Raw genomic sequence first — 25361 nt, 5'->3', positions numbered from 1 at the left:
AATTCACTCCAATTCCGTCATAGTCAGCCTGTTCTTTCCGCTTTTAATGCGTTTTTTATATACTGGGCAAGTCATGAATAAAAGTGTATCTACCTTCTTGCCAGTACGCTCATGAATCTCTTGAATTGTTCCATCTGCAATAAGATTCTCACCTTTATATAGCGCATAAACCTTTCTCATTTTAGACATTTGACTCCCCCCTTTTATTACGCTTTTTGGTCGTGATGTGCAAGTTACTTTAATGCAAAGTCATTATTAATTTCTTCAAATTTAATAAGGTTTTTTACGAAATCGGCTTTCACTTCGTCAATATCAACGTTATCAATTAATTTATGTGTCGTATAAACAAATTCTAATAACGTTTCTAATAATCGTTGTTCTTTGTATTGTAAGAAGTATTTTCCACCGAAACTGACTTTTCCAGATTCTTTGTCAATCCAAAGATATGGATCATCTGATTCATCGACTATTACCATCTTCCCATCGAATACCTCATGTTCCTTGAATTTAAGATTAAAAGTATCGTGTTTCGTTTCAAAATATGTTCCCATTAATTTTCCTCCTTTTTGATTCACATTATGTTTCTTATCCGTCTTAAAACGGCAAATCATCTTCGTCAATCTTCACGCTCTGATTAAAGGCTTCTTGACCACCATAATTGCTCTGTGGTGCGTTTTGCTGTTGCTGATACCCATTTGTATTGCCATTGCCATTCGGTGCGCTCTGCGTACTCTTTGGCTCTAAAAACTGTACATTCTCTGCGACAACCTCAACGGTAAATACTCTCTTTCCGTCTTGACCGTCATAGCTCCCTGTTTGAATGTGCCCAACAATGCCTGCTAAAGAACCTTTACGAAGGAAATTAGCTGTGTTTTCGGCTGTCTTGCGCCATGTTACGATATTAATGAAGTCTGCTTGTCTTTCGCCTTGTTGGTTCGAGAATGTACGGTTTACAGCAAGTGTAAAACGTGCAACTGCTACACCAGATGGCGTATAACGAAGCTCTGGATCTTTTGTTAATCTTCCGATAAGTGATACATTATTCAAATTAATTCTCCTCTTTTCCGTATTTCTCTGTGAAATACTTCATTTCTTCAAACATATATTCAACTGCTGCAACTTCCATTTCATCTTCAATCATTTCCGAATTTTCTTCTAAATCACATTCGAAAAATGAATGTAAAGCGTTGAAAACAACTTGCTGGAAGCTTTCCATTTCTTTGTACTGTTCTGGTTTAATGATATGACTATATTCATGCACGCTGTTTGCTAATTGCACCAGCACTGCTAATCGTTGTTTATCTGTCATGCTCTTACCTCTTTCTTTATCTGATTTTTTCTTGAATTCTTAGCGATATCGAATTGTAAGCACACACCGTAAATCCCGTTTTTGTATTGAATATCGCTAATCTGCTCCCAGCCGCGTTCTAATGCAGATTGTAATTTTTGTTTAACATACACTTCGTTGTGACTTGTAAGTACTTTACGATCAATCTTTTTACGCCCATACATGTTCTACACCTCAATCCGTATTTTGTTATCTTCAATTTCTTTCGTACCGGCAAGACCACCTGGACGATTTTTAATTTTGCCATGCAGCAATAAATCCATCGCTAACAAGTCACTTTCTACGATTTTGCAATATAGCTTTTTAGCGATAGAACTTGTTGAATAGCCTTGTTTCCATAACTTTTTAAACTGCGCCACTTGCTGATAAGTAAAATCTAAGTTGTAATCCTGAAACACGATGTAACGCTTTTTAAGACTCATGTTGTAGTAACCTCGCTTTCAAGCACTCTAGATATACGATGTGATCAATCGCATGGTCAATCCATTCGATTGCTGTTAAATCGTTGTCTGCAACCGTTTGACCGTATTTTTCTACACCTTTGAGCGTCTGCGCTTCGAATTTCGCTTGAATCGCTGACAAGATTTGGTCTTGCGCAATTTTTTGTTTGATTGACATACTTGCACCTCCTTCCGCTTTGGTACTGCCACATTGGCTTTGAAACGTGAAATCTCTGTGTAGCCATCTGCCATGTATTCTGGAACTTCCGGATCGTCCGCAGGCGCGATGATATGCAATCCAAACTTTTGTAATTCGACAAAATCAAGTTCGAGCATTTCATAGTCCTGCGACAACACTGTCGCACTCGACAACTTACTACTGCGAATATCCACTACAATGCCATTTTTGTTGCGCTGCATGGTGCATAACCCCTTTCCTCGACGTGCCACTTGCTTTTATCTGTGTACTGACTGCGACGATAAACTAACTCGTCATAGTCGTAACAGATGTGCTTGTGTTGCCTGCCGGTGTCTAAGTTCGTGATGCGAAGTTCTGTGAATGATTCTTTGATGTCATTGCTGATGTAGATTGGTTTCATGTCGTTACCTCCTGATTAGTTAGTAGCATGAACGTTTCTTTGTCGTTGTTATCCAACGCAATGTTGATCGCTGTTTGTAGTTCGATTTCTTTTACCAGTTCTTCGATTTCTTTTGGCACGATTTCGAAAATGTTTGTTGTCAATTGCAAGTTCTTCATTCCAGAAAGATGTTTCGTACTACCTTTACTATCAGTAATTGATAAACCACTTGTTTGATTACTAGGGACTTCTCTAAATTCAAAGAACTCTTCCAAACCTTCTGCAGTTACAAAACCCGTAAAGTAGTATCTTAATTCTTCTGAATTATGAATAACTGGCAAAGACTTGTATTTGAAAACTTCATCTAACCACCAAAGCATAAAAAGCATTTCATAATGACTAGCTTTTAATTCTGTATTTTTTGAAAAGAATCTATCAATACGAATACCTTTTTTCTCTTTAACAACAAATAGACAATGTTCGATTCCGTTTATTCGAATATTCATGAATGCCAAAGTCTTATTTTTATTAATGGCTTCAATTTCAAATGATTCAAATTCCCATCTCACTATTGCGCACCCCCGAACAATTCTTTCATTCGATAATTCAATTTTGCGTTTTTATTAATCGACTTCGTGTACTGCTTAGACATTTCAAAAAGTCGTGAAGCAATCGCTTCATCTACCGCTAACATTTCACCGAAATTTAATTCGCTACTTAGCAAAATCGGTAAGTTGTTTAAGTAACGATGATTGATAATGTCGTACATCTTTGAGCACTGCCATTCGCTCGCCTGTGGCTTTCTGTCAACCGGCTTATATAAATCATCAATAAATAGAATTTCTGCTTTACAAGCGCTCTCTGTAATGCGTGCATCGTTCTCAAAGTTGTTCGCTTGCATTGCTTTTAAAGTCGAAACATACGGGAAGTACATCACTTGTTTACCTTTCGCAAGTAGCAAGTTACTAACAGCCATTAAAAGATGTGTCTTACCAATACCAGGCTGTCCAAGTAACGCGATGCTGTTTTGCTGATTGTGTCGGATGTCGTTAAAATCATCGAAGTATTTCTTTGCTAATCGTGCGAGTGATTTTACTTCATCGCTCACATCGGAACTAAAGTTGCTAAATTTCTTTTCTGAAAATTTCTCGGTGATCTGCGACTGCTTTGCTAGTCGTTCAATTCGTCGTTGTTCAACGCATGTGCATGTTACCCAAACTTCTTCTTCGCGTACTAATTGACCGTTGCCAAATACATCTGCTTCACGCTTTTCAATCCATCCGAACTGATCCTTGCACTTTTCACAGTCATAAGTCGTCACTTGAGAAGTTTGCGAGTCGACTATAGTAATCTTCTTCTTCAACGCTTCGAACACTTCTTCCATCGTTTTTGTCATCACGTCCACGTCCTTTCGCTTTTTCCGCTGCTCGTAAGTCATCGATTGACTTAATATTTTCGTTACGCCAATTACGAGTAATAGCTGCTGCATATTTGATTGTGCGTTTATTTGCTCGTACAGATAGCTTGAGTGCTTCGAGTACAAGTTCTTCGTTTGTATCTTCAATCATGTAGCCGATTTCTTCTGCGATAAAATTGGATAGTGGTCCAAATTCAGATTCATAAAAATTGAAGATTTCAGATGACGACGACTTATTTTTTCCATTAGTCTTGTTGTCTTTTTCAGTATTACTAGAACTTTTAGTATTACTAGAACTTTTAGTATTACTAGTGTCCGATTTTCCTACCTTGGATAATCCTACTTTGGAATTTCCTATTTTGGATTTTCCTACTTTGGAAAAACGGATGTAGGACTTTCCGTCATAATCATCTAATTGATACTCCACAATGCTATATACATAACCTCGTAAATAACCTTTGTCATCACGCATTCTTTCGCCACGTTCTAGATATCCCGCATCTAATAATTCTTTAATGATATTTCTCACGCTGCTCTTACCGTTGGAAGCTCTTTTTTCGATGTCTGTTTCGTAAAATTGCCAACCTTCAGGCTTACTGATTAAATACAACATCAAACCTTTTGCTTGCCACGATAGTTCGGCATTATTAACAATTTCGTTATCAACTTGCGTAAATTTTCTCTTTCTCTTTTTAAAACGCAATTCATTTTGTTCCAATCTCATAACCCCCTCGCTGTTAGTCGATTTTTATTTGTGTATCTAGGATATTTGCGAAGAACGCGACTTCGGGGCCAAGTTCTAATATTTTTATTGATGGCACCGTTTCATCTGCATAGCGATAACATAATGCGATTAAATCACCATCGTCATTGATGTATGTCACTTGTTTCAAGTTTTCACGAAACACCTCTTGCGCTTCTTGTAAAAATTCAAGATGATGTGTATGAATTTGCATTTGATTCACCTCTTTTTAAGAAGGGGACGAAAGTTCATCCCCTATTTTTTTAAACAAACTCTGCTTCGCGTTCCGCTAGTGCTGTGATGACTTTAATCGCTTGCGCTTTGCTTAAATCTTTTGTAGCGATTTGCTCTGGGATATTACATTGTTTCAACGTATCAACATAAATCGTTTGCATTTCGATACCTGTATGCTTATTTAAGTTGTTTAACTTAGCCTTCATCGCTTTAATTTGCGCGTCTGAAATGTTATTGCTATTTGCTTGTTGTCGTGGCTGTTGTTGACGATAATTATTTTGATTGCTTTGTTGTGCATTGCTATTGCCATCGTCGTCCTCGTCAGACGTGATACCGAACACTGCTGATAAGCTATATCGTTTTAGATACGTGATAGCCGAACCAGTAGCTTGCGGATCTTGTTTTGCTGGCGTTGCGTAAATCGGTTCCGTTTCAATCCATTCGCCTGACTCATGCATTAAAATAGTGATAACGCCAACGCGATTGTCTGCATTTACTGGGTATTGAATGAAGCTAAGACCAAGTGCCCCAGCGCTTTCTGTGATTGATTCAACGACATTTTCAAGTGGTACATATTTACTTTTGAAAAATGGGTTATTCGCATCTTTTAACGGTTGCTTCACACTCGCTTGGAATTTCGCTAATGCTTTTGCTAATTCGCCAATTGATTCTGATTTCTTCATTTACTCCACCTCAACTTTAAAAGTGACTGCCGCAGGCTCAATTTCGACATCTTCGATAATCAACCCATTTTCATCTACTACACGTTCGTCCATGATTTTTAGCGACTTTTTAAAATTCGCCCAATCTGGTGTGCGTGTCACTTTTTCTTTGATTAAGTCGTCGTACCCGTTCGTTTCCAAGACAGCTAGTAAAACGTCGTTATCTGGCTTTTTAAACGTCGCTTTGCGCGTGGTGGACTTAATCTTCCCGAATGGTGTTTCAATCGTTTTACGTGACGGATTTTCGGCTAATAAACGCTGATGGTAGTCAATCACTTGCGACTCTCTCCACTCACGTTCTTTTGTTAGTTTTTCCATTTGTTTTTGGTAAAAAGCGTTTGCGTGTGCAATTGCTTCATCGCGCATTTTTTCTACTTCTTTCACTTGTTCTTCGATTTCTTTCACTTCGCGCATGATCGCGCTCACTTGCTCGATATCGTACACAACATAATTCGTTGCTTCATTTACATTAGTCATTGTCATTGCCATTTCCTCCTTCGATTTCTTCTAATACGCCCGTTGACAGCATTTTTTCTGTGAAGCAATCTAAGTCACAGAAATAGCTTTCTTCTCGATACACGAAGCCTTCTGCGACTTCTGCGTGACAGTATTCGCATTCGTGCGCTGTTGTCACAGTGTTACATTGATATGTTGTCATTTGTCTAACCCCCGATTATTTGATATACTGTACGAAACTTTTATTTTTTCTTTTGCCCACTTGCAATGGGCATTTTTTTATGCAATTTCTTGGTGTTTGAGCCATGCGTGTTCAATCGATACCACCCACACGCCCATGACTTGTGTGACATAACCCTCGATTGCCAGCATTTCAAAGATGTCCGAGAAGTCGTTGCGCTCTAACATTTCGATGAAAGCTGATTCGCCCATCATATCGAGTGCGATTTCAATGATTTCGTGCGTTGGTGCGTCTGCTTCGAAAACTTTGTAGTGCTGTTCGAAGTAGTTTTCTAACTCAATCATCGTCTTTTCTGTTTCGTGCGCTTGTGCCATGCCATGACCTTCACGCTCGGCAATTATTGCTAACATTAATTCGTGACGTTCTAGTTTCTTCATTTTCATTCCTCCATATCTGCATCTATTTTTAATACTGTTGCTACATACACAATGACTAGTGCTGCTAAAAACCATTCATTCAAGTTTCCTCACCACCTCTGCTGCAATACCTTTTTCACTCAACCGTCGAGCCATGTCGTGCATGGTAATCGCGTACTGCTGTCGATTGCGTATGCGTTTGATTTCTCTGATTGCTTGCAACTGCATGTTGAGTAGATCCTCGACTTTTAAATACTCTTTGCGCTGCATCGCTACGTTGATTTCAACAGATAGCAAATCAATCATCGCTGTATGACGTTGTAAGTCGTACATGTCTTTTACTGTCATGCTAGTTCACCTCGTGCTTCGTCATAAATTTCTTTGAGTGGACGTTTATGATTCGCCCAATCTTCCAATAAAGCGAAAGCTTTCTGTGCATCTTTTTTTGAAATTTCTGAAATCAACTTCGGTAACTGACCGTTATACTCTGCTAATTTCTTGATGTGATGAAAATTCATGTGTTACACCTCGTTTCGTTTTTCGATTGTCGGTAAAATGCCGTTCTTTTTAAGAAGTTGATACAAGAATAAACGCCCCTTTTGCGTCCACTTCGTGTTGAGTTTAGTGCCTGGCGTACCATCTGAATGCGTGATTGGAATCGTTTCGCTGTGCGTGTAACCTTCTGCGTGATACTTGCTGTAGAGTAACCACTGTCTATTTTGCGAATACTGCACTTTCAATTCATGTAGAATCGCGTTCATCTTTTGTGCTGACATGCCGTAATCTTTGGCAATTTGTGTGATAGTCATTAAACCAGTGCTTTGAAGAATCTTGTCTGTATAGTCAGCTTTCGGCTTTAATTCACCAATCAATTGGTCCTTCACGCTGTTTTCAGCAATTAGCAACTGTTTCTCTTGCTGTTCGATGATCCATCGTTTTGCTCGTTCAACAGGATCTTCAATCATGTATGAATGTGTATTTTGTTGCTGTTCTAGCATTTCAATGCGTTTGATAACTTTGTAACGCGTTTTTGCATCGTATTTAAGTGCTAATTGCATTGCGCCTTCTTTACCGAATTTGTAACAAGGTGAATCGCGATTGCTTTTATCCTTGTATGAGGTGTGAGCAAAAATGCGTTCACCTATTTCAACACCTAATTCTTCAATCTCGTGTCTTACATCACGCATCACGTCTGCGTGTCTTTTGCCAGTTAATTCAGCAATATCTAAGCTGGTCATTAAATTGTTCATGCTTTGTTCGTTTACTAATGAAATTTGATTCATACGTATTCCTTCTTTCGTTTATTGTTTTGTATTTTAGGGAATTTACTTATTGGTAATCAAAGTAGACACATTTCGTTTCCTTTTAGATTAAAAAAAATATCATCAATAGGCTTGTTATATAAATCCGCGATTTTTTTAGCTAAATTAAGCGATGGTGTTCTACTACCTCTTTCTATTGCGCCTAACATTTGTGGTGTGATTTCTAATATAGCCGCTATTTCTCGTCTTGATTTCTCACCTCGTAAAATTATTAAATTTTCACGTTTATTACTCATTTTCCCACCTCCTTTAAAAGAAACAATTTGTTTCCTTGAATGAACTATAACAGAAACATTTTGTGTCTGTCAACGTTTTTAAGAAACTTTTTGTTTCTAACTAGAAGAAAAAGTAGAAACACAGAGTTTCTACCTATATACTATTAAACAAGAGGTGATTTTGATGTTTGGTAAAAAAATTGCTGATTTAAGAAAGCAACGTAATTTAAGTCAATATGACTTAGCTGAAAAACTAGGGTTCTCTCGTGGAAAAATCTCTAATTATGAACAAGGTACACGTGAGCCTGATTTTGAAACGCTTAAACAGATAGCTGACTTCTTTGATGTTTCAACCGATTATTTACTAGGAAAAACAGATAAAAAACAAGCATCTGCCGAGAACAATGTTGAACTCACAGATTACCAAAAAGAAGTATTAGAGTTTTTCGACAAGTCACCGATTGTTAACTTCAAAGACAAACCAGATGATTTACGCTCAATGCTTGAAGATTTCGAAGTTTATTACGAAATCATTAAAGCTCAGCAAGAACGAAAAAATAGAGACAATTAATTGTCTCTTATTTTTTGGAATCTATGTAGGTAATATTGCTTACGACATTTTTCGACAATAGATATTAATCTCCTATTTAAAGAGATTAATATCCACAAAATAATTTTTAACAGGAGGAACTACGTTGAATAACGACCAAAAAAGAAAGTATCCCTGGTACACCCAAATATGGATGATTATTTTATTATCGTTTTTGAGTTTATTAACTATAGGAATTTGTTTACCAGCGTTAATCATTTCTATAGCTGCTAGGTTCAGAGAGAAAAAAATAACATTGTTTTACTATCAGTTAAGTGAGAAAGAAAAATTAGAAAGTCACCTTTTTGATTTAAATTCTAAAATTGAAAACAGAAGTCAATTTTTTGAATCTGAAAAAGAAAATTTCATAGACATGTTAAGACAGGAAATAGACGTGGAAAAAGAACAAATTATTTCCGATGCAAAACTTTCAGCTAACACTATTATCGAAAATGCTAAAAAAGAAGAAGCTAAAATTACAGCTAATTTAGATAATACACTTCTTAATCTGCAAAACGAATTAAATGAAAAAGAAAATGAAAAAAGCGATCTTGTAAAAAAAATAGCTAATCTAAATGATGAAATTATTCAATTAGATGAAGAAGTTCTTTTACAATCATTTGGTTTTTATGAAACTAAATATGACCTTGAAAATTCATCAGCCTATAAAGAACGTTTGAAAGATATTAGAAATGACCAAAAAATTGCCGTAAAAGATAAAACTGCTGTTTCTTATTATTCGGGTTGGACTGTCAACGGCAGTTCTGCTGAAGGTAAGAAAATGAATGCTAACACTATAAAAATGGCGATTAGGTCATTTAACAATGAATGTGATGTAACTATCAATAAAGTAACTGTATCTAACTATGAAAATTCTAGAAAAAAAATAAATAAGTCATTTGAACAAATCAATAAACTTAATGAAAAAAATATGGTTTCAATTGAAGGTTTGTATCTTGAATTAAAACAAGCTGAATTAGATCTTGCTTTGGAATATGCTATAAAAGTAAAGGATGAAAAAGAAGAGCAAAGACAAATACGTGAGCAAATGAGAGAGGAAGAAAAAGCGAGAAAAGAAATTGAAAAAGAAATTGAAAAAGTTACAAAAGAAGAAACTCACTTCAATAATGCTCTTGAAAAACTGAAAAAACAACTACTTCAATCTCAAAGTAAAGATACTACTGCATTAGAAGAAAAAATCAAAGAACTGGAACTACAGCTTGTTGAAACGATTAGGCAAAAAGATTTGATACATTATCGTGAACAAAATACACGCGCTGGATATGTTTATATAATTTCAAATATAGGCTCATTCGGTGAGAATATTTATAAAATCGGTATGACAAGAAGATTAGAACCTATGGATAGAGTTAACGAATTAGGTGATGCGTCAGTACCGTTCAAATTCGATGTACACGCTTTTATTTTTAGTGAAGATGCACCTGCTCTTGAATCAATACTCCATAAAGAATTTGATCATAAAAAAGTTAACATGGTTAATAGCCGAAAAGAGTTTTTTAATGTTTCATTAGATGAAATTGAAAATGTTGTATCAAATAATTTTGATAAAACTGTCGAATTCAAAAAAACTGCTGTTGCTGAAGAGTATAGAGAAACTCTAACTATTAGAAATAAATTATCTACTGCAGTCTAAAAACAAAAAGCACTTTCTTTTCAGTGCTTTTTGTTTTAACATTAAACCGAACAAGAGTTCTCTTTTTATTACACTGGAGGGATATTATGTATGTAACAACACACTTAGAAGATAGAGTAAACAAGATACTTTTCGCGAATGACTTGCATAGTTTTGAAACTTTGAATATGCTAACTGTCATAAAAAAATTTGATTTAAAAGTAATCGAATCCACTCATACTTTTCGTGCAGGTAAAATTATCTTTCTGAATAAACACGCTACATTGACGAAACAATGGGAACATATTGCTCACGAACTGTCACACATACTATACGATGATGGTGTTCAAACTATGAATAAAATGTATATAGATTATCGTGAATATCAAGCGGATTTATTTGCTATGTACTTCACAATGCCTACACATTTATTAGAGCAATTGCCAGAGTTCATTCTAAATAACACGAGATATGTTGCGAGTATTTTCATGGTCACAGAAAAGTTTGCGCAAAATAGATTAAATCATTTTTATAATCGCTTAAATAAAAGTGAAAGGAGTTTTTATAAATGAAAGTGGCAATTTATATTCGCGTATCAACTCGACTCCAAGAAGATAAGTTTAGTTTATCATCTCAAAAATTGGAGTTGGAAAAATACGCAAATGAAAAAGGCTGGAAGATTATCGATATTTTTAAAGATGTCGATAGTGGTGGTAAGTTTGATAAAGTCGGCTTAAATGCATTGATGGAGTGCATCGAAGATGGATTAGTAGATGTCGTTTTATGTATGGATCAAGACAGACTTTCACGATTAGATACAATCGAATGGGAATTGCTAAAGCAAACGTTGCGTGAAAACGGAGTTAAAATCGCCGAACCAGGTGTATTGACAGATTTAACAAATGAAAACGATGAATTCATTTCGGACATTAAGAATTTAATCGCGAAGAAAGAAAAACGTACAGTTGTACGACGCATGATGCGTGGATTGCGTCAGTACGTGCGTGAAGGGAATTTTTACGGGAAGTTACCAACGTTTTATTTATACGATAAATTAAAAAAACAAGTTTATATAGATGAAGAATACAGTTGGATTTTAACGCAAATCGATGAAATGTATTTAGAAGAACGTCTTGGTTTTAAAATGATAGCTAACAAGTTAAATGAAATAACTTCAACGCCGCGCGGAAAAAGATGGAGTGGCGTAACGGTTATGAATGTACTTAAAAATCCTGCATATCATGGAGAACTGGTACGTAACTTTAAAAACTATGATCCGATTGTTGTAGAAGATTTTTTTCCGCCGCTGCGCACGAAAGAAACCTATTTAAGAATACAAAATGAAATGACGAAACGTCATAAAAAACGAGAAACGGCTCACCCACATTTTTTACGAGATATACAAATTAAATGTGCACATTGTGGATATACACTCGGCATACAGACTGGCAGCACCAAGCATCGCAATAAATATAATTATTACTTCCAGCATTCAAGTTTCAAGCAATCAACAAGCGATTGTTACAATCACGATTACATCAATACAAAGCGTGTGTATCGCCCTCTTTTGGATAAGATTAAAGAAATTTTATCAAGTGAAGAAACAGCGCAAAAGTTTCTAAAATTTAAAGGTGATGATACAGATACGAGTACACTTGAAAAACGAATTGAAGCAACTCAAAAAAGTTATAACAAAGCACAAACAAAACTCGATAACTTGATTGATTTGTACTTAGATGGGGAATTTAATAAACAGCAACTAAAAAAACGTAAGCAAAAAATAGAAATGGATATACAAGTGTTAAAAGATGAACTCGAACAATTAAAACGTCAGTTTGTAGCTGTTACGCAAAACAAAATAACATATGATGTCATTTTAAGTTATTTTTCTGTTGTGGATGACTTAGATAGTTTGCATGAGAGTGATTTACAAGTCGTTCTTGGTGACTTATTCCCACAAGCAACTTACAACTTTACAAAAGAAGAAATGACGTTTCACGCACTCGTAAACGATGCACAACTTGATGTTACAGTGCAGTTGGAAGATAGTCGTCAATTGCTGCATGATAAAGTCGCTGCTGCATCGGTGAGACGCTACGAAGAATATAAACAAATCATAGCTGCTAATCCAAATTGCACACAAAAGCAACTTACTCGCTTGAGTGGTTATAATGCACTTACAGTTAAAAGAGATCTAGAACGATACGGACGACCAGAAGGTTTGAAAGATAAGAAAGGTGATCCAGAAATAAGGGAACAACGAATGAACGAAATAAGAGATATGTTAAAAGTAAATGTTAGTTATGCTGAAATGGCACGAATCTTAGAAATGGACCCGTCAACAGCAAGAAGATATGCGATGGAAATACGCAAGGAATCGTAATACTTTGCGTATTTTTATTTTAATATCACTACTGTGATGATAAATAGTACAATCAACATCTCAATAAGAGTAAAACCATTTTTCTTTTCTTTTTCTTCTATTTTCACTGTTGTTCCTCCTATACATAATCAATCATTTTATACATAGGGAGCATAATCGAAATGTATGCACCCAAAATACAAATCGCGATAATCCCAAAAAGAATGGGCTGCATAAACTTTAAGACTTGTTCTACTCGCTCGCCCATTCGCTCATTCATAAACTCATTCAATATTTGAAGCTCTTTACCAAGATTCCCGCCTTGTTCTCCATGTACGACAAAAGCATAGAACTCTTTATGTACATATGGATTCAATGAAATTGCCACAGATAAAGATTCTCCTTGTGCAATCTCATTGAGTAAATCCTGTGCAATATATGCAATCATTTTTTGATGTGATTGATTGGCTAATAGATGTAAAGAAGCTTGTAATGTAAACCCTGCTTCTAGTAGAGAACCTAATTCAAAAGCAATCTGCTTTGTTAATTGCAAACGCAACACTTGATTCACAATCGGAATTTTAAAATATAAAAGTAACTTTTCGCCTGTTTTCTTTTGCTTGGTATAACGTAAAAACAAAAGAATTGTTATCACAATGACAATGACAAAACCAATTAAATAGTCTGGTAAATGCAATAGAATTTTAGAGATGGTTAACTGAATTTGATTCGTTTGCTGCTTTTGTAACATCATCGCTTCCATATTTGGCAAGAAAAAAGTACGAAAGCAGATGAATAGAACGACTAGAAAAACAAATAAGAATAATGGATAGGATACTAGTTTTAAAACTTGTTCTTTATTCCCTGCTTCTTTATTCATCATTTGTGCAATCATTTGTAAGGCATTCACTGTCGTACCACTTTGTTCTGCCACATATAATGAGATAATATATTGTTCTGAAATCCCTATCATGCGTAAAATATCGCAAAGACCCTTCCCTTCAAGTAAACTCATATGAACGCGTTCTTCAATTTGATTTATATGCGCTAAATGATGTGGAATTAACATGCGTAATGAATCGTTCAATGAATAACCTTCTTGTAAGAGCGTGCTTAATTTAGCTAAAAATTTCGGCTGATCTCTTCGTAATAAGATTGCTTTTTTACGTTGTAAGAACATTGGGTAGGATTCCCCCATCCTCGATACCGCGCATCATTTTATATCGAATGGTCTCTTGAAGAGGCAATTGATAATTTTGTTGTTGTTTTAATGCGTCAAACGCGTCTTGTAAATGTGCTGCATCCAAAAATTCATACAAAGCCTTTAGCGGTTGCTGTTCTGTATTTTCCACAACTAATTGTTGTGTCGTAATAGATAAAATCGTTTGCTCTAATTCATCTTTTGAAATACCTAGATCGAGTAAACGGTGCAGGCAACCAAAACTATTTTTCGCATGAATTGTAGAGATAACGAGGTGACCTGTAAGAGCTGCTTCAATGGCAATTTTCGCTGTTTCTTGATCACGAATCTCGCCAATCATAATAACATCAGGAGAATGCCTTAAAATCGCTTTTAAACCCGCAGAGTACGTTACACCTGAACGTTCATTTACTTGAATTTGTAACATATTCTGTTGTTGACTCTCTACTGGGTCCTCTAACGAAATAACATGCTTCGAAAGTTGTTTTGAGCAGTATTGTAAAAGTGCATACATCGTTGTCGATTTACCACAACCTGTTGGACCACAAAATAAGACAATTCCCTGTTTCGCTTGTACAATCTGTTCTAAATGTTTCGCTGCTTCTATCTGAAGTACGATCTCTTGTAATGGCTTTGCTACATTTTGAATCATTAAACGTACAACCATGCTTTCTTTCATCGTGGAAGAAGGTAATGTTGATACACGACAAGCAATTTGCTTTTGTTCTGTAATGTATTCAAATGATCCACTTTGCGGGCGTCTTTTCTCTGAGATATCTAATACAGATTGATATTTAAAATGCGAAATCATTTTCTCACCGAGCGTTAGTGGGATTTCACCTGCTGCCATCAAACGATTATATTTTCTAAAAAACAGCTGATAATGTTCTCTTGTCGGTAACATGTGTAAATCAGAGGCTTCTAGTTCTAGCGCCTGATTCAATAACTGCATACACTTTTTTTCAATCAAACTCTCTAGTTCCATCCATTCCACTCCCTTCATTTTTTCTTAGTATGCTCTTTTGTTCTCATAGATTTCAAAAGTCGATTTTTTAAAAAGATAGGTAAAAAAAACGATGTTTTAACAAAATAACTGTTCTTTTTGAATATTTTAATAAAATAGCTTTTTGCTTGATTGTGTTTCCAAAAAACTTGATATTATACAAATAAATATAAAAGGTTGCTTATTTTACTGATTGTTCACCGTTTTTCCTTTATAATGGAAGTATTATGTATCGGAGGTGCGTGACAACTATGCAAAACTCTTTAAAAATCACGAGTACACTTGCGGATGAAACACGTTTTTCAATTTATCAATATATGTTACAAGAGAAAGAAAACTTCACTGTACAAAATATTGCTGACAAATTTAATATTCATCCGAATGTAGCTCGTTTGCATTTAACTAAACTAAGCGAAATTAACGTAATTTCTGCTGAATATGAAAAAACAGGTAAAGGCGGTCGTCCAGGACGTATTTACCGCGCAGTTGAAAATGGTATTTCACTATCTTTCCCAAAACGTAATTATGAAGAATTACTCGATTGGGTACTTGAAATTCTAGACGAATTAGGTCCAGAAGCTTTAGAAGTTGGGACGCGTATTTGTTATCAAAAAGGTCAAACTGAAATTCGTCATATGCTACAAGAACAAAAAACAGAGGCATCACTTTTAACATTTGACGAAAAAGTAGATTGTATTACAAAAGCAGCTTCTTTAATCGGTTATATCCCTCTTGTTAAACAAGAAGAAGGTCAAGAAGAGCGTTCAATTCGTTTCGCTGTTTATAATTGCCCTTATCATAACGAGATTGATCAACATTCAGAAACAGTTTGTGCGCTGCATGAGTCATTCTTAAAAGGACAATTTGATTATCTATTTGAAGTAGATGAATTTGTTAAACTTGAAAATATGACAGATGGTTGCAAATACTGTTCATATCGTATTCAAACGAATGGTTAACAAAAAGAGGAAGAAGCTAAAATGCTTCTTCCTCTTTTTATAGAAAAATGTTGAATGATTTTTAATATTTAAAATCCATTTAAAAATGGGTTTTGATCAATTTCCTCACCGACAGTTGTTGGCTCATCATGCCCCGGATAAATTACTGTTTCTTCATCTAATGATAATAGATGATCATGAATACTCTTTAATAATAATTTAGAATCGCCACCAATTAAATCAGTACGTCCTACGCTACGCTTAAATAGTGTGTCTCCTACTACAGCAAAACCATCCTGTTCAAAAATCAAACTTATACTACCTGGTGAATGTCCTGGCGTATGTACCACGTCAAATTGGAAGCTCCCAATTGTCGTTGCTTTTTCTGCTTCTAAAAAGGCATCTGCTGGACGAATAGAATAATCTGGTAATTGCGCATATTTTCCTGAACCATTTAATCCAGGATTACCTAGCCATTCTTTTTCTTTCTTGTGCATATAAACCGGAATATGAAAAGCATCACGTAAATCATCTACTGCACCGATATGATCAAAATGTGCATGTGTTAATACGATTGCTTGCGGTTTTAAATTCGCTTTACGAATTTCACGAATCAAAAATTCTCCTTCTTCACCTGGATCGATAATCAGGCATTCACGCGCTGCATTCGCGATTATATAACAATTTGTTTGAACAGGTCCTAATGCATATTTTCTAATATTTAACATCATCTTCACCTCTCTGCTATTATAACGTAGTTTTAGAAGTTCTCGCATGAAAAAAGCAAAACAGAGCAAATCTACTCTGTAATTTGCCCTGTCTGTTTATCATAAAATCGAAGTAAGTCTCCATTAATAACTTGGTCGGATACTTCTAATTTACGATTTGCTTGTTTAATATATTTTTCATATGGTTGCGTATTTTGAATTGGTTTACCTGTCTGTGCATCATAAAATGTTTCTGCTGCATAGACAACGCGGTCTGTCACAAAACGTCCATCTCGAAAGACAGTAAAGTTTTGATGTTCTTTCGATAATAAATCTTGTCCAAATTGTACATCTTGTGTGGTATTCAATCCAAGTAAATGCAGAATCGTTGGGCGAATATCTAATTCTCCAGCTACTTCATGCATTACTTTTCCTTTATTTGAGCCTGGAATATGGATGAAAAACGGAACGCGCTGTAATTTTGCTGCATCATACGGTGTAATCGCATCTTTACCTAAATACTTCGCCATCGCTTTATTATGATTATCTGAAATACCATAATGATCGCCATACATCACAATAATAGAATTATCGTATAAGCCACTCTGTTTGAGGCGCTGGAATAACACTTTTACTGCTTCATCTGTGTAACGTGCTGTCTGGAAATAGCGATCTACCGTTTCATCACCAGAATCATATGGTTTAATATACTGATCTTCCTCATCTGATGTGAACGGGAAATGATTCGATAACGTCAACATTCTTGTATAGAATGGTTGTGGTAAATCTTCCATCAACTTAACAGACTGCTCCATAAAGGGAATATCTTTTAAGCCCCAGTTTGCTGAGTTCTTCTCTGTCACATTATATGATGCTACATCAAAAAACTTTTTAATATGCAGCGACTCATACATTAAATCACGATTCCAAAAGCTTTTATTATTTGCATGCATAACAGATGTATAATAACCTGTGTCATTCAAACGACTCGCCATTGATTCAAATGTATTACCTGCATTCGTAAAGAACACTGCACCTCGCCCTGTCCCGTACATTGAATTTTCTACAATAAATTCTGCATCAGATGTTTTACCTAAACCAGTTTGATGATAAAACTCATCAAAATAAAATGTATCAGGGTCTTTTGTTAACTCATTTAAAAAAGGTGTAATGGTCTGTCCTTTCACTTGATTGTTAATGACAAAGTTTTGCATGGATTCAAGTGAAATAATAATGACATTTCGATCTTTCGCTAATCCAAAGTATGAGGGATTCGGTTCTGCTTGATTCGATTTTACATAGTTCGATACTTCTGTTAACTCACTACCATCTGCTAAGACACGTTGTGCATGTGATTTTGATTGGACGAAGGCATCATATAAATGATAGTCAAATGTACCAATACTTTTCACGAGAATTTCGCGATCAAAACTGCGCGTTAATAATTGCGGTCGTTCAATTTCAGCTAATCCTAAGTTGAAACATAAAACCGCCACACTGAAAATAAAATACGTACGGCGTTCTTCTTTTTTAATCAATTGGAACTCTTTTACGCTATGTATTTTTTTCAATGTAATATAGATGATGAGAAAACCAGTTGCGTACCAAATATCTTTCAGACTAATCAATGTCGTGATTGAATTACCTAAATCACCAAAATTACTCGTTTGAAAGAGAACAGGTAATGTAATAAAGTCGCTATAAAAACGATAAAATACAACATTTCCATAGAGAACAAATGTTAAAATTCCACTTCCAATAAGGTAATAGCGATTTCGCTTTTTAGCCGTTTTAAAAAATAATGCCACACCAAAAATTAATAGTAAAAACGGTAACGGATTAATGAATAAAATAATTTCTTGAAGTAGATTTTCGACTTTCAAATCAAAACTCGTTTTATATGTAAGATATGTTTGAATCCACATGGTGCACACTACAACAAGTAACGCTGTATATTTTCCACTTTTCTGAATCATGTTCCCACCTTCTTTCATTTTATATTCTTTACCTTTTTTTAAAAAAATAAAACAACCCTACAAATGCACGATTGATTTGTAGGACTGCATACATTACTTAAAAATCACCGCGTTGTCGTTTAATACGTGTTTCTTCTATTCGAAGTATATGACGTGCTACTTGGTAATCTCGAATTGGTAGAATTCCCGCCTTATATAATTCTTGTAAGTCCTCTGCCATTAAGTGCAAATCACCGATTGGATCTTTTGTATAAATAATGGTACCAAACTTTTTTAAATATTGTCGAATATCATATACATTTTCCATAATGTTCTATTGTTCTTCCCTTCGAGCCTCTTTACAGGAGATGATGTGTTCTTCCGTAATTATTTTCCCTACAGGTAAATCATACGCATCTGTCGGTACTTTTTCAACTATCTGCATGTTAAATGCCATCGCAATAACAGTGCGATTAAATTGCGCTAAGTAGCGATCATAATACCCCCCACCATAACCAATGCGATATCCACTTCGATCAAATACAATACCTGGGGCGATAATGACATCAATTTCCTCAGCATGTACTTGTTTTGTCTTAGAAGGAATTGGTTCTTTTAAATCCATATAAACGGTTTCTAGCTGTTCTTCATTGTCAAAGATGTAAAATGTCATGGTGCGTGTTTTCGGGTCACAGCGAGGCACTGCAACCTTTTTATCCATCTTCCATAAAGCTTCAATTAAATGCATGGTATCCACTTCTGGAAAGTTTGAAATCGTGACGGCAATTGTTTGTGCATTTTTTATTTCGTCTAAATTAATCACTTTATTATGTATCATCCACGATTTTCTTTTATGTTCCTCTTGAGATAGTGCTACAAGCTTTGTTCTGACATCAGTTCTAAACTTCTTTTTATCCAATGAAATCACCCTACCTTATTAAAATGGAAAAGCCAAAACCTACAATAGGTTTTGGCAATGAGCATTACTTCGTTTCGCGATGAAGTGTCATCTTTTGTTCACGAGAGCAATATTTGTTCAATTCAAGACGTTCTGGATTGTTACGTTTGTTTTTCTTTGAAATGTAGTTACGATCGCCACATTCAGTGCAAGCTAATGTAATATTAACGCGCATGGTTACCCCTCCCACTCTATATACAGAATAAAATGTCTTAGTGAGCATGATTTATACGACTAAACCATTATAACACAAATGTCTAAAAAATCTACTATCATTTCTATATAGAAATGCATATGTTACAATAAGTTAAAAATAACTACATTTTATGGAGGAAGATTGATGGATTTATCCGTTATTTTAATGGGAGTAGGTATTCTCATTGTCATCATTTCATTTTTTACAGGTAATTCAAAAAAACGAACTGAAAAAGAATTAGAAGAATTATCGATGTCTTTTTATCAAGAAAACAATCAATTAAAACGTCGTTTAAAAATAATTGAAGAAGAATTAATGTTATCTCAAAAAAATATGCCACCAATAGCTAAAAAAATGGCTCCTTCTGCTTCTCATGTGAATCAAATTTTAGTGAGCCAAGTTCTTGCATTACATAACCAAGGCTTTAATCTTCAAGAAATTGCAAAACGCTCTTCGCTTGATTATGATCAAATCGCTACCATCTTACAAAACGAGGTGACGAAGCGATGAGTGTAAAGTCTGTTATTCGTACAATTGGAATCAGTATTTTTGTAGCAGGCGCAACGATGAGTTTAACACAGATGAAGCAAGAAGCAGACGGAAAAACAACACCCGCTAAAGATGAAGTCGTCGTTAAAAAAAGTGATATTAAACAGTATCAACAACAAATTACGAAACTCCAAGAAGAAAACGCTGTACTGGCTAAAAAGAAAGATGCTACTCCTTCTAAAGCAAAAAAAGAAGTGAAAACCTATACGCTAGATGTTCGTTCAGGCATGGGTACTTCTGAAGTAAGTGAGGCACTTGAAAAAGCAGGTATGATTAAGAGTGCAAGTGACTTCGAAAGCTATATCATTAATGAAGGCAAAGCTTCTTCTATTCAACTTGGAAAGAACAAACTAAATTCAGAGATGTCACAAAAAGAGATTTTAACTGCAATTACAACACCAAAATAAAAAACGATGAAAGAAACTGACAAATATTCGGTGAAAGATTCTGACTATCTGACTGGTCATTTAGAAAATGATTTAGAAGTTGTAAAAGACTTGGAAGTTAGAAATGAATATAAACATCCTGAGAACGGAAAAAAGTTCATGAATTAAGAAAATAAAAAGATGGGCTTTTCAAGTAGCCCATCTTTTTATTTTGCTATTGTATTACCTTTATCGACTTTATAATCCGTTGGTATATTTTTTAAGGAAAAAATGTGTATTACTTTTACTATGATTGAAGTGTTCACTAAAAATCCATATGGGATTTACTCTGTTAAAAATACTTTTATCTCAAACTCACTTTTCTATTCATCATCCTCATAAAAACCAAATAATTTTTCTTCTTCACTCTCATAGATTCGCCCAAGATTTTCAGTATCTCTTTCTATTTCAAGAATAATTTCATATCGTTTTTTGTTACTTAAGTCATGACAAATTTCTTTTAGTGATAACAAACTCACTTTATCATTTTCATATTCTTTAGTATAAGCTCTCATTTCATCAATCGTATCTTTTAAATCTTCTTCATTACCTAAATTAAAATCAAGAACCACTTCAGTTTTAATTTTTTCTATCATAAACTCTCTCCTCTTACTTTATTATCTCTTTTTAAAATCCAAAGGAAATTAATTCCTTTTACTACTTTCTCCATTATTTACAATAAATCTATGATGAACTATTTTTGAAGCATTTATACTCAAATTACTTTTAAATTAGTATGTATAAGCATTAATAAAATCTTTTTTTCATACTACCTCCACCTTTTTTATAAGGAGCCTTTGTAATATTTTTCAATTTCACTTTTGGCTTCTTAGTTTTAGATTTAACACTTCTTTTAACTGTAGTTAAATTTTCCAATTTATTCAACACTAAATTAACTACAGTACTTTGATTGCTCCATGTTGAAATAGCTTATTTTAAATTAAATGAACATTATTTTACATAAGCTGTTTGGACAAGCTTATGGCAAAAAGCAATGAAGTTAGATTATGTGCCAATTATACGTATAGAGGCAATAAAAAATAAAAGCGTCTTGGACAGAACAAAATAATATGTTTCAAATGCGAATAATCAAATCAATTGAACGCGTAGAAAACGACTCCTGTGGGAATAGCATGTGCTGAAAACCCCACAGGAACGCAGTGACGAGGAGTTTGAAGCCATGCCCGAACGCTACGTGATGTAGTGGGGCAAGATTTGCAACAGGACGTTGCGTTCTTTTCTTGCCTACCTCTATTCATTTTTCGAAGCGAAAATTGATCTGAACGAACAAATCCCGTATGATTTTTCAAAATCATACGGGATTTGCTATGTTGAAAATACTTTTGTCTCCGTTTTTTTGTCGTATATTTTCATGCTCTTACTTTCTTAGCTATTCAGTTCGCGATGTGTCCCTTTTAATAAGAAGAAAAGTCCTTCAGCTAGATTCGTTGTGTAGTCACCAATTCGTTCAATCGACTTACAAATAAAGCTCAGTTGAATAATTTGTTCTAGTTTTGCACCACTTTCTTTCGCTGATTCCACTAGTTCTACAATCGCTTCACCGTAGAGTTGATCGATTTCGTCATCTCTTTTAGAGATAGCTTTCGCTAGTGGTAAATCTTCTGTTGCAAGAGCCGCTAACATATCTTCCAACATCGTTTTTGTTAATAAACGTAACTTCTCCACTTTCTCTACTGAATAATGCAGATTCGCATCTCCTAAACGAATGGTTTCTTTTGCAATATTCACCGCATGATCACCTATTCGTTCCATATCAGAAGCTGCGCTAACAATCATCATAATACGGCGTAAATCAGTTGCTACAGGTTGTTGCTTTGTAATTAAGAGAATCGCTTCATCTTGGATATGTTGCTCTAGACGATTCATAAATTGATCTTGTTCTAAAATCATCATTGCTTGATTAATATCTTTTTCTAAAAAAGTATCGACTGATTTATCAAATGCACGAATCGCCATTTCACATAAATCAATTAATAGTTGATTTAAATCTACTAGATGTTGCTCATACTTTTCACGTACTACCATCTTCTTCTCCTCCTTATCCAAAACGGCCCGATACATAATCCTCTGTACGCTGATCTACTGGATTCGAGAAGATTTTATCTGTTTCGTCGTACTCGATTACTTCCCCGTTTAAGAAGAATGCAGTTTTATCAGAAATACGCGCTGCTTGTTGCATGTTATGTGTCACGATAATAATCGAATAATCTTTTTTCAATTCCTGTACTAATTCTTCTACTTTCAAAGTAGAAATTGGATCGAGTGCAGATGTTGGTTCATCCATTAAAATAACGTCTGGTTCAATCGCTAAACAGCGTGCGATACAAATACGTTGTTGCTGACCACCTGATAGACCATACGCATTTTCATGTAGTCTGTCTTTTACCTCATCCCAAATCGCTGCACCACGTAAACTTCTCTCAACAATTTCATCTAAGAGTTTACGATTTTTAATCCCATGAATACGTGGACCGTATGCAATATTATCGTAGATTGATTTTGGGAATGGATTTGGCTTTTGGAATACCATGCCTACTTTTGTACGTAGTTCTTCCACTTGATACGATTTATCTAAAATATTACGATCGCGATAATGAATTTCTCCTGTTGTACGAACAGAAGGTACTAACTCAACCATACGATTTAATGTTTTCAAATACGTTGACTTCCCACAACCAGAAGGACCAATAATCGCTGTTACTTCATTCTGTTTAATGTCTAATTGAATGTCTTTCAATGCATGTTTATCGCCATACCAAAGGTTTAAATTTTCAGTCTTATAAATACTCGCCTTCTCAGACGGTGTAATCACTTTTAAATCTTGTTTCTTTTCTTGCATTGCTTGTTCAACGATTGGTTTTTTAACCATGTTCATTGCCTCCATTTTAATAACGTTTTGAGAATTTATTTCGAATAATTACTGCGATTGAGTTCATAAATACGAGAACTGCCATCAATACGAGAATTCCTGCTGCTGCAACATACTGGAACTCCTCTTGTGGACGTTTTGCCCAGTCAAAGATTTGCATTGGAAGTGCTGTGAATTCACTAAAGATACTTTCAGGTAAAAAGTGAATGATTACTGGAATACCGATGACAACAAGTGGTGCTGTTTCACCGATTGCACGAGAGAGCGCTAATATCCCACCTGTTAAAATTCCTGGAATGGCTGATGGTAAGACAACTTTTAAAATCGTTTGCCATTTTGTTGCACCAATTCCATAAGAAGCTTCACGTAATTCATTCGGAACAGCTCGAATGGCTTCCTGTGCTGCAACGATAATAACGGGTAAGATCAGAAGACTCATCGTTAATCCAGCAGCAAGTACACTTTTACCCATGCCAAGCATACGAACGAAAATGGTTAATCCAAGTAAACCGAATACGATTGATGGAACGCCTGCTAAGTTTGAAATATTCATTTGAATGAACGTTGTAATACGATTCTTTTTTGCATATTCTTCTAAATAAACGGCTGCACCAACACCTAAAATCAGTGATACAGGTGCGACAACAGCTAGTAACCAAAGCGAACCGACAAGCGCTGCTTTAATCCCTGCGTTTTGTGGGAATCGAGATGAGAAGTTATTTAAAAAATCCCAGTTGAGATAACCTGCACCTTGTGTAATCATGCGGTAGCCAAGAACAGCTAGAACGAGCAAAGCTAATAATGTCGCACTTAAAAACAACGTTTTATAAATTTTATTTTTAAGTAGACGTTTTGACATACGTTTGACTACCGTATCGTGATGGATGTAATTCATTAATATTCCTCCCTAAACTTTTTAGAGATATAGCCAGCTAGAAGGTTCATGAGTAATGTAAAGATGAATAATGTGAAACCAACTGCATAAATTGAGTAGTAAATCGTTGTACCGTAACCTGCATCACCTGTTGATACTTGTACGATATATGCTGTCATTGTCTGAATGGAGTCTGTAATTTCCCCGTCAAACTTTGGTGTTGAACCACCTGCAAGAGATACAATCATCGTCTCACCAATCGCACGAGAGATTCCAAGAACAACAGATGCTAAAATTCCTGATAGTGCTGCTGGTAAAACAACTTTTAAAGCTACTTCTAATTTCGTCGAACCAAGTGCTAATGCACCTTCACGCATCGATCTTGGCACACTTGACATCGCATCTTCTGATAAAGAAGCAATGGTTGGAAGAATCATGATCCCGACAACAATCCCTGGGCTAATCGCATTGAAGATTTTCAAACCTGGAATCACTTCTTGTAAAAGAGGTGTTACAAATGTTAATGCGAAGAAGCCGTAAACAATCGTTGGAACGCCTGCTAAAACCTCTAAAATCGGTTTGACAACACGACGTACATTATCTGATGCATATTCACTTAAATAAATGGCAGCCGCTAAACCAAGTGGTACTGCTACAACTATCGCGATGCCTGTTACTTTTAATGTACCGATAATAAGTGGTAATACGCCATAACTCGGAGATGTCCCTGAGAATGGAAGCCACTCTGTTCCGAGTATGTAATCGAAGAATGGGACTCTTCTAAAGAATTCAAATGTCTCAAAAATGAGCGTAAAAACAATACCAATCGTTGCTAATACAGACACAAGCGCTGTAATAAACAATAATTTAGGCATTAATTTTTCAACGAACTTTTTCATACCTTTATTTTTATGTTGTTCAATCATACTTTGAACATTCAATTTGTCTCCTGCCTTGTTTGTAGACAACGTCTTTCACTCCTTTAAGAAAAGAGGACTGCCCTATGCAAC

Annotated in this window: 40 protein-coding genes; 7 read left to right on the top strand and 33 right to left on the bottom strand. The window is 35.3% G+C overall.

Translation table 11 applies throughout. The annotated features are described in order from the left end of the window. Positions 1–3: 3 nt before the first annotated feature. From ASO14_RS05920 to ASO14_RS05830, 20 genes are all read right to left on the bottom strand, one after another. Entirely contained in the window at positions 4–189 is a 186-nt protein-coding gene (locus ASO14_RS05920; protein ID WP_068452809.1) for a hypothetical protein, read from the bottom strand. A 44-nt stretch (positions 190–233) separates the two neighbouring features. After that, on the bottom strand, positions 234–551 hold the full coding sequence (locus ASO14_RS05915) for a hypothetical protein (protein WP_068452807.1): 318 nt from the start codon (positions 549–551) through the stop codon (positions 234–236). Between the two features lie 43 nt (positions 552–594). Beyond that, the gene (gene ssb / locus ASO14_RS05910; RefSeq protein WP_068452804.1) at positions 595–1047 is read right to left on the bottom strand and encodes a single-stranded DNA-binding protein; all 453 of its coding nucleotides are present in this window, start codon (positions 1045–1047) and stop codon (positions 595–597) included. 1 nt (position 1048) lies between these two features. After that, entirely contained in the window at positions 1049–1309 is a 261-nt protein-coding gene (locus tag ASO14_RS05905; protein ID WP_068452802.1) for a hypothetical protein, read from the bottom strand. Next, positions 1306–1512, bottom strand: coding sequence for a hypothetical protein (locus ASO14_RS05900; RefSeq protein ID WP_068452799.1), 207 nt, complete (start codon positions 1510–1512; stop codon positions 1306–1308). Before ASO14_RS05900 ends, ASO14_RS05905 begins: the two co-directional genes overlap by 4 nt. A gap of 3 nt (positions 1513–1515) precedes the next feature. Beyond that, positions 1516–1746, bottom strand: coding sequence for a hypothetical protein (locus ASO14_RS05895; protein ID WP_156422341.1), 231 nt, complete (start codon positions 1744–1746; stop codon positions 1516–1518). A 13-nt stretch (positions 1747–1759) separates the two neighbouring features. Continuing rightward, entirely contained in the window at positions 1760–1966 is a 207-nt protein-coding gene (locus ASO14_RS05890) for a hypothetical protein (protein WP_068452794.1), read from the bottom strand. Between the two features lie 214 nt (positions 1967–2180). Then, positions 2181–2387 (bottom strand): hypothetical protein, encoded by a 207-nt coding sequence (locus tag ASO14_RS05885; RefSeq protein WP_068452791.1) that lies wholly within the window; start codon positions 2385–2387, stop codon positions 2181–2183. Beyond that, a complete protein-coding gene (locus ASO14_RS05880) occupies positions 2384–2935 on the bottom strand; it encodes an IDEAL domain-containing protein (protein WP_068452789.1) in 552 nt (183 codons plus the stop codon). Before ASO14_RS05880 ends, ASO14_RS05885 begins: the two co-directional genes overlap by 4 nt. Beyond that, positions 2935–3762, bottom strand: a complete 828-nt coding sequence (locus tag ASO14_RS05875) for an ATP-binding protein (RefSeq protein WP_231726995.1) — start codon at positions 3760–3762, stop codon at positions 2935–2937. Before ASO14_RS05875 ends, ASO14_RS05880 begins: the two co-directional genes overlap by 1 nt. Then, complete coding sequence (locus ASO14_RS05870; protein WP_068452783.1) at positions 3674–4501, bottom strand: DnaD domain-containing protein; 828 nt, start codon at positions 4499–4501, stop codon at positions 3674–3676. The genes ASO14_RS05875 and ASO14_RS05870 overlap by 89 nt, the downstream gene beginning before the upstream one ends. Positions 4502–4520: 19 nt before the next feature. Then, a complete protein-coding gene (locus ASO14_RS05865; RefSeq protein ID WP_068452780.1) occupies positions 4521–4739 on the bottom strand; it encodes a hypothetical protein in 219 nt (72 codons plus the stop codon). Positions 4740–4788: 49 nt separating this feature from the next. Continuing rightward, positions 4789–5442, bottom strand: coding sequence for an ERF family protein (locus tag ASO14_RS05860; RefSeq protein ID WP_068452777.1), 654 nt, complete (start codon positions 5440–5442; stop codon positions 4789–4791). Continuing rightward, positions 5443–5964 carry a host-nuclease inhibitor Gam family protein gene (locus ASO14_RS05855; RefSeq protein ID WP_068452775.1) on the bottom strand — a complete coding sequence of 174 codons (522 nt, stop codon included), beginning with the start codon at positions 5962–5964 and terminating at the stop codon, positions 5443–5445. After that, complete coding sequence (locus ASO14_RS05850; RefSeq protein ID WP_068452773.1) at positions 5951–6139, bottom strand: hypothetical protein; 189 nt, start codon at positions 6137–6139, stop codon at positions 5951–5953. The genes ASO14_RS05855 and ASO14_RS05850 overlap by 14 nt, the downstream gene beginning before the upstream one ends. A 77-nt stretch (positions 6140–6216) precedes the next feature. Beyond that, positions 6217–6555 carry a hypothetical protein gene (locus ASO14_RS05845; protein WP_068452771.1) on the bottom strand — a complete coding sequence of 113 codons (339 nt, stop codon included), beginning with the start codon at positions 6553–6555 and terminating at the stop codon, positions 6217–6219. Positions 6556–6630: 75 nt separating this feature from the next. Further along, positions 6631–6882: a hypothetical protein gene (locus ASO14_RS05840; protein ID WP_068452769.1), complete on the bottom strand. Its 252-nt coding sequence runs from the start codon at positions 6880–6882 to the stop codon at positions 6631–6633. After that, positions 6879–7052 (bottom strand): hypothetical protein, encoded by a 174-nt coding sequence (locus ASO14_RS14970; RefSeq protein ID WP_156422340.1) that lies wholly within the window; start codon positions 7050–7052, stop codon positions 6879–6881. Before ASO14_RS14970 ends, ASO14_RS05840 begins: the two co-directional genes overlap by 4 nt. Positions 7053–7055: 3 nt before the next feature. Further along, positions 7056–7772 carry a phage regulatory protein/antirepressor Ant gene (locus ASO14_RS05835; RefSeq protein WP_231726983.1) on the bottom strand — a complete coding sequence of 239 codons (717 nt, stop codon included), beginning with the start codon at positions 7770–7772 and terminating at the stop codon, positions 7056–7058. 101 nt (positions 7773–7873) lie between these two features. Further along, positions 7874–8092, bottom strand: a complete 219-nt coding sequence (locus tag ASO14_RS05830) for a helix-turn-helix transcriptional regulator (RefSeq protein ID WP_068452764.1) — start codon at positions 8090–8092, stop codon at positions 7874–7876. Between the two features lie 163 nt (positions 8093–8255). Between ASO14_RS05830 and ASO14_RS14845 the strand changes: the two genes are divergently transcribed. The 4 genes from ASO14_RS14845 to ASO14_RS05810 all read left to right on the top strand — a co-directional run bounded on the left by ASO14_RS14845 (position 8256) and on the right by ASO14_RS05810 (position 12676). Then, the gene (locus ASO14_RS14845; RefSeq protein ID WP_082701394.1) at positions 8256–8642 is read left to right on the top strand and encodes a helix-turn-helix domain-containing protein; all 387 of its coding nucleotides are present in this window, start codon (positions 8256–8258) and stop codon (positions 8640–8642) included. A gap of 124 nt (positions 8643–8766) precedes the next feature. Next, complete coding sequence (locus tag ASO14_RS05820) at positions 8767–10314, top strand: SNIPE associated domain-containing protein (RefSeq protein ID WP_068452762.1); 1548 nt, start codon at positions 8767–8769, stop codon at positions 10312–10314. 86 nt (positions 10315–10400) lie between these two features. Further along, the gene (locus ASO14_RS05815; RefSeq protein WP_068452760.1) at positions 10401–10865 is read left to right on the top strand and encodes an ImmA/IrrE family metallo-endopeptidase; all 465 of its coding nucleotides are present in this window, start codon (positions 10401–10403) and stop codon (positions 10863–10865) included. Then, positions 10862–12676 (top strand): recombinase family protein, encoded by a 1815-nt coding sequence (locus ASO14_RS05810; RefSeq protein ID WP_068452758.1) that lies wholly within the window; start codon positions 10862–10864, stop codon positions 12674–12676. Before ASO14_RS05815 ends, ASO14_RS05810 begins: the two co-directional genes overlap by 4 nt. Before the next feature lie 14 nt (positions 12677–12690). On the opposite strand, the gene ASO14_RS14840 is transcribed toward ASO14_RS05810, so the two are convergent. The 3 genes from ASO14_RS14840 to comGA are packed head-to-tail and all read right to left on the bottom strand — an operon-like array spanning position 12691 to position 14841. Continuing rightward, positions 12691–12783, bottom strand: coding sequence for a prepilin-type N-terminal cleavage/methylation domain-containing protein (locus ASO14_RS14840; RefSeq protein WP_082701393.1), 93 nt, complete (start codon positions 12781–12783; stop codon positions 12691–12693). Between the two features lie 11 nt (positions 12784–12794). Then, complete coding sequence (gene comGB / locus ASO14_RS05805) at positions 12795–13835, bottom strand: competence type IV pilus assembly protein ComGB (RefSeq protein ID WP_068452755.1); 1041 nt, start codon at positions 13833–13835, stop codon at positions 12795–12797. Further along, positions 13819–14841, bottom strand: a complete 1023-nt coding sequence (gene comGA / locus ASO14_RS05800) for a competence type IV pilus ATPase ComGA (RefSeq protein WP_068452753.1) — start codon at positions 14839–14841, stop codon at positions 13819–13821. The genes comGB and comGA overlap by 17 nt, the downstream gene beginning before the upstream one ends. Positions 14842–15110: 269 nt before the next feature. Between comGA and ASO14_RS05795 the strand changes: the two genes are divergently transcribed. Beyond that, positions 15111–15818 carry a helix-turn-helix transcriptional regulator gene (locus ASO14_RS05795; protein ID WP_068452750.1) on the top strand — a complete coding sequence of 236 codons (708 nt, stop codon included), beginning with the start codon at positions 15111–15113 and terminating at the stop codon, positions 15816–15818. A gap of 68 nt (positions 15819–15886) precedes the next feature. Here ASO14_RS05795 and ASO14_RS05790 read toward each other — a convergent pair whose 3' ends face one another. From ASO14_RS05790 to rpmG, 5 genes are all read right to left on the bottom strand, one after another. Beyond that, the gene (locus ASO14_RS05790) at positions 15887–16525 is read right to left on the bottom strand and encodes an MBL fold metallo-hydrolase (protein ID WP_068452741.1); all 639 of its coding nucleotides are present in this window, start codon (positions 16523–16525) and stop codon (positions 15887–15889) included. A 71-nt stretch (positions 16526–16596) separates the two neighbouring features. Next, positions 16597–18480, bottom strand: a complete 1884-nt coding sequence (locus ASO14_RS05785; protein ID WP_156422338.1) for an LTA synthase family protein — start codon at positions 18478–18480, stop codon at positions 16597–16599. 97 nt (positions 18481–18577) lie between these two features. Beyond that, the gene (locus ASO14_RS05780) at positions 18578–18787 is read right to left on the bottom strand and encodes a YqgQ family protein (RefSeq protein WP_068452737.1); all 210 of its coding nucleotides are present in this window, start codon (positions 18785–18787) and stop codon (positions 18578–18580) included. A gap of 6 nt (positions 18788–18793) precedes the next feature. Then, positions 18794–19378, bottom strand: a complete 585-nt coding sequence (locus tag ASO14_RS05775) for a 5-formyltetrahydrofolate cyclo-ligase (protein WP_068452734.1) — start codon at positions 19376–19378, stop codon at positions 18794–18796. Between the two features lie 64 nt (positions 19379–19442). Next, positions 19443–19592 carry a 50S ribosomal protein L33 gene (rpmG, locus tag ASO14_RS05770; RefSeq protein ID WP_068452731.1) on the bottom strand — a complete coding sequence of 50 codons (150 nt, stop codon included), beginning with the start codon at positions 19590–19592 and terminating at the stop codon, positions 19443–19445. Positions 19593–19757: 165 nt separating this feature from the next. On the opposite strand from rpmG, the gene ASO14_RS05765 reads away from it, so the two are divergent. Both ASO14_RS05765 and ASO14_RS05760 read left to right on the top strand, forming a co-directional pair. After that, a complete protein-coding gene (locus tag ASO14_RS05765) occupies positions 19758–20123 on the top strand; it encodes a hypothetical protein (RefSeq protein WP_068452727.1) in 366 nt (121 codons plus the stop codon). Beyond that, positions 20120–20569: a hypothetical protein gene (locus tag ASO14_RS05760; protein ID WP_068452724.1), complete on the top strand. Its 450-nt coding sequence runs from the start codon at positions 20120–20122 to the stop codon at positions 20567–20569. Before ASO14_RS05765 ends, ASO14_RS05760 begins: the two co-directional genes overlap by 4 nt. Positions 20570–20910: 341 nt before the next feature. On the opposite strand, the gene ASO14_RS05755 is transcribed toward ASO14_RS05760, so the two are convergent. The 5 genes from ASO14_RS05755 to pstC form a co-directional block, all read right to left on the bottom strand. Then, positions 20911–21183 (bottom strand): ATPase, encoded by a 273-nt coding sequence (locus tag ASO14_RS05755; RefSeq protein WP_068452722.1) that lies wholly within the window; start codon positions 21181–21183, stop codon positions 20911–20913. Between the two features lie 790 nt (positions 21184–21973). After that, positions 21974–22633 (bottom strand): phosphate signaling complex protein PhoU, encoded by a 660-nt coding sequence (phoU, locus tag ASO14_RS05750; RefSeq protein WP_068452719.1) that lies wholly within the window; start codon positions 22631–22633, stop codon positions 21974–21976. 13 nt (positions 22634–22646) lie between these two features. Further along, the gene (gene pstB / locus ASO14_RS05745) at positions 22647–23447 is read right to left on the bottom strand and encodes a phosphate ABC transporter ATP-binding protein PstB (RefSeq protein WP_068457308.1); all 801 of its coding nucleotides are present in this window, start codon (positions 23445–23447) and stop codon (positions 22647–22649) included. Between the two features lie 46 nt (positions 23448–23493). Continuing rightward, positions 23494–24372, bottom strand: a complete 879-nt coding sequence (gene pstA / locus ASO14_RS05740) for a phosphate ABC transporter permease PstA (protein ID WP_068452716.1) — start codon at positions 24370–24372, stop codon at positions 23494–23496. Beyond that, positions 24372–25277 carry a phosphate ABC transporter permease subunit PstC gene (gene pstC / locus ASO14_RS05735; protein WP_068457305.1) on the bottom strand — a complete coding sequence of 302 codons (906 nt, stop codon included), beginning with the start codon at positions 25275–25277 and terminating at the stop codon, positions 24372–24374. Before pstC ends, pstA begins: the two co-directional genes overlap by 1 nt. Positions 25278–25361 lie beyond the last annotated feature (84 nt).

Origin of the sequence: Kurthia sp. 11kri321 (assembly GCF_001534765.1) — a bacterium.
Classification (GTDB): Bacteria; Bacillota; Bacilli; order Bacillales_A; family Planococcaceae; genus Kurthia; species Kurthia gibsonii.
The sequence above is the reverse complement of the archived record's forward strand: the minus strand, read 5'-3'. Positions and strand labels throughout refer to the sequence as shown.